The following is a 3,400-nucleotide window of genomic DNA, read 5'->3' as shown; positions in this document are numbered from 1 at the left end:
CCCCCAACAGCTATCAGTTTTTGATGCCATTCCTCCATTCAGCATAGAATAATACGCTCAGCGCCGAAGAATACACGCTGATAGTACATCAACCAGAAGCCAGGCCGTCACATGGCCTTCTTGGATATTTTACCCTATTAGTTGCGCCCCTATGAAATACCTGCTCCTGGGATTATTGGTCCTGGCCGGCGCAGCGATTACGCTACAGTCAGCCGTGAATAGCCAACTCAAAACCGCCGTGCCTCATGTGTTATGGGCGGTCCTCATCTCCTATGTAGGTGGCAGCCTGGTAGCCGGGACACTACTTCTGCTCATCCAGGCCCCACCCCTGGGCCTGCCCGCCCTGGCCCGGGTGCCGTGGTACGGCTGGACGGGCGGACTACTGGGCGTGGGATACGTGTTGACCATCACGTGGTCGCTAAAGCGCGTGGGAGCCGCCAACTTGTTTGCTCTTGTCGTGGCCGGGCAGCTGGTGACGGCCTTGCTGCTCGACCAAGCCGGGTGGCTGGGCCTGGAACGGAGCACTTGGTCGCTTTCTAAACTGGTTGGGGTGGCCCTGCTAGTGGGCGGGGCTTATTTGATAAACCGGCCTTGAGCCCCAGGTCCGCAGTTGCTTGGAAGCACCTGCCTGCTCCCGTTTTTCTTATCGAAAGTTTTGATTCCAACTTCTGTTACCCCCATCCAGCGCTACCTCTAATGGGCTTCCAAACCGGAAGCTTTCCCCTATTTGTTTAACAATACCCAAAGTGAGCAGGCAGCTTGGCCCCATGCCTTTTTTACCTCGGGGGAGCAGGGGGCAGAGCCCCCAGGGGAACGAGCTGAGCAGGGGCAGTGGGGAACAAAAATCCGCAGCTCGACACCGAACAAAAGGGAAAGAAAAATCCCCGACCAACCAGTAGAGGGCGAACCTTCAACACTGCCGGCCGGGGATTAGGCATTTATGGCCGCTCGCCGTATTCCTTCCTGCTCGATACCTCTACCAAACAAGTCCGCTTCAGGTAAGCAGGGCGAAGATAGGGCAAAAATCCGTAGTTTAGCACACACAGAAAAAACAAAGCCATAACTCACTATGGTTTGAACTTGGGAAAGGGGCCTGCTGCGCGCCCCTTTCCCAAGTTCAAACCGTGGTCCCTGCGGGGCAACTCGTTCCCTGGGGGCTCCGCCCCCTGCTCCCCCGAGGTAAAAAAGGCATGGGGCCAAGCTGCCTGCTCACCTTTCATTCCCCATCGCCCTATGCCCTACGCCGTCATCCGAGTTGCCAAAATTAAGACCCAGGGCCACGCCTTGTCGGCCACTGGCCACAACTACCGCCAGGCGCAGCACCCCCACTCGATAGGCAACGCCGATAAGGAGGCCCCCCACCCGAACCGGGAGTATATCAACCACGAGCAGAAAGACTACTGGAGCCTGTTGGAAGCCCGCATTCAGGAAGCCGGGGTGAAGCGCGTCCGGTCGGATTCCGTGCGCGGCATGGAGGTGATTCTGACCGGCAGCCCGGAGGGGTTTGTACGTGGCCAGGACGGGCGAGCGGCCGACTACTCCAAAAGCAAATGGGCGCAGGACAATTTGAATTTTTTGAAGGAGCAGTTTGGGGCGAAGAACATTGTTTCGTTCACCCTGCACCAGGACGAAAAGACCCCTCACATTCACGCGGTGCTGGCCCCCATCACGGACAAGAACACCTTGTCGGCCGACCAGCTATTCAACCCCAAGAGCTTGCGTCAGCTGCAAACCGAATACGCCCAGGCAATGGCCCCGCATGGGTTTGAACGCGGCGTCGAGCACAGCCAGGCTAAGCACGACCCGATGCAGCGCCTGTATGGCTTGGAGGCCCAGCACGCGCAGCGCGTGGCAGAGCTGACCCGGCCCCAGGTGCCGGCGCCAGTATTTCAGCTCACCGACCCGCCCCTGCTCGGGCGGGACGAGTGGAAAGCCGGCGAGGAAGCGCGGATTAACGCCGAGTTGGCCCGCCAAGCTGAGGCCGCGCGGGCGCAGCTCGCTGAGGTCGCCAAGCTCGCTCAGGCGAACACGGCCGCAGCGGAGCAGGTGAGAGTGCTCCAAAAGCAGTTGAGCACGTCAGAGGGGCTAAAACAGGGCCATTTCGGGGCCTTGCAGACCGCGCACCAGGAGGAAGTAATTCTTTCCCGCGACTACGACCGCACGGCCGTGCAGTACGCCCAGGGGGCCGATTTGCCCGATTTGAAGCAGTACGGGCAGCAAGTACGAGAGGAAACGCGCCAAGCGCTCGTGACCACGCTAGAGCAGACCCTAGCCAAACCGGTGAAGGATGCGGCCGACTTCCAGGCCAAGCTGAAGGCCGCAGGTTACCACGCCGAGCGCGATGAGCAGAGCAAGGGCACAGTCCTAGTCCACGAGCAGACCGGGGCCAGGTTCAAAACCGCCGAGGTGCAACCCAACGGCCAGGCCATCGGCCTGCAGCTCACGGCGACCATTGAGCGTACCAAACAGCAGGCTTTAGCTAAGAGTAAGGGGCAGAGCAAAGGTGGCGGCATTAGCATGTAGTGTAGGCCCGAAATAGTGGTAATTATAAGAACCTAAGAAGCGGCAGTGTCTAACTACCTGATTACTAATACTACCTACTTTCCGAATCGGTAACTCAGACTTGCTGAACCCATCAATCTGTATTCCTTTTTTTAGCAGAAAAAAGGAATTGTCTTTTTCTTTTTTTGTGCCAAAAAAGAAAATTATAGTTACCTTGTAGGAAAGTCTGCCTTTCCTTTTTAGCCCCATTTTCGACAATGAAACTATCCGATTTTGAAAAAAACCGCACTAATCCCTTTTTGGAGAAGGCTTTACAGGAAATTCAACCTACCCGCAAATTCAGGGCAGCTACTCGTACTGATGAAAGCGCTATGTTACAGGCATTCGACCCCGTCACAGGTGATGTGTTGGGGCATACTATGTTCGTCCGCCAGGTTGAGGTAGATGAAACCCAGTTCACAAAGCTCTATCTAAGTCAATTTGAGAGCTTTTGGGAGTTAAATAGGTCAGCAATCCGCATTTTCGGATACATCATGCACAAGATGCGCCCGAAGTCAGATAAGGTCGAATTTCTACCAGATGAGTGCCTAGAACATACTAAATACAAGTCCGTTAGGCAGGTTTATGACGGCTTAGCGAGCCTATTGGAGTGCAAGATTATAGCTCGTGGCTACAACGAATACACCTACTTCATTAACCCATTAGTATTTTTCAATGGGGACCGGGTGAGCTTCGTTCGGACCTATGTAAAAAAGAAAAAGAGCAAGCCAAGCGACCCCCAACAGCTATCAGTTTTTGATGCCATTCCTCCATTCAGCATAGAATAATACGCTCAGCGCCGAAGAATACACGCTGATAGTACATCAACCAGAAGCCAGGCCGTCACATGGCCTTCTTG

Annotated in this window: 3 protein-coding genes; all 3 read left to right on the top strand. The window is 55.3% G+C overall.

Features of this window, described 5'->3' with window-relative positions:
- The first annotated feature begins 151 nt into the window (after positions 1–151).
- The 3 genes from MON38_RS22565 to MON38_RS22555 all read left to right on the top strand — a co-directional run bounded on the left by MON38_RS22565 (position 152) and on the right by MON38_RS22555 (position 3,329).
- Positions 152–595: a DMT family transporter gene (locus MON38_RS22565; protein WP_241938429.1), complete on the top strand. Its 444-nt coding sequence runs from the start codon at positions 152–154 to the stop codon at positions 593–595.
- A gap of 638 nt (positions 596–1,233) precedes the next feature.
- Entirely contained in the window at positions 1,234–2,523 is a 1,290-nt protein-coding gene (gene mobV, locus MON38_RS22560) for a MobV family relaxase (RefSeq protein WP_241938428.1), read from the top strand.
- 236 nt (positions 2,524–2,759) lie between these two features.
- Complete coding sequence (locus MON38_RS22555; protein WP_241938427.1) at positions 2,760–3,329, top strand: RepA protein; 570 nt, start codon at positions 2,760–2,762, stop codon at positions 3,327–3,329.
- Positions 3,330–3,400: the final 71 nt, after the last annotated feature.

The sequence above is a fragment of the Hymenobacter cyanobacteriorum genome (assembly GCF_022631375.1).
Lineage (GTDB): Bacteria > Bacteroidota > Bacteroidia > Cytophagales > Hymenobacteraceae > Hymenobacter > Hymenobacter cyanobacteriorum.
Note: the sequence above shows the minus strand (reverse complement) of the source record. Positions and strands in the feature narration are given on the sequence as shown.

Bases quoted from the DNA above. Each gene is read 5' to 3' on its own strand.
- MON38_RS22565 (WP_241938429.1), top strand. From the start codon at position 152: ATGAAATACCTGCTCCTGGGATTATTGGTCCTGGCCGGCGCAGCGATT.
- mobV (WP_241938428.1), top strand. From the start codon at position 1,234: ATGCCCTACGCCGTCATCCGAGTTGCCAAAATTAAGACCCAGGGCCAC.
- MON38_RS22555 (WP_241938427.1), top strand. From the start codon at position 2,760: ATGAAACTATCCGATTTTGAAAAAAACCGCACTAATCCCTTTTTGGAG.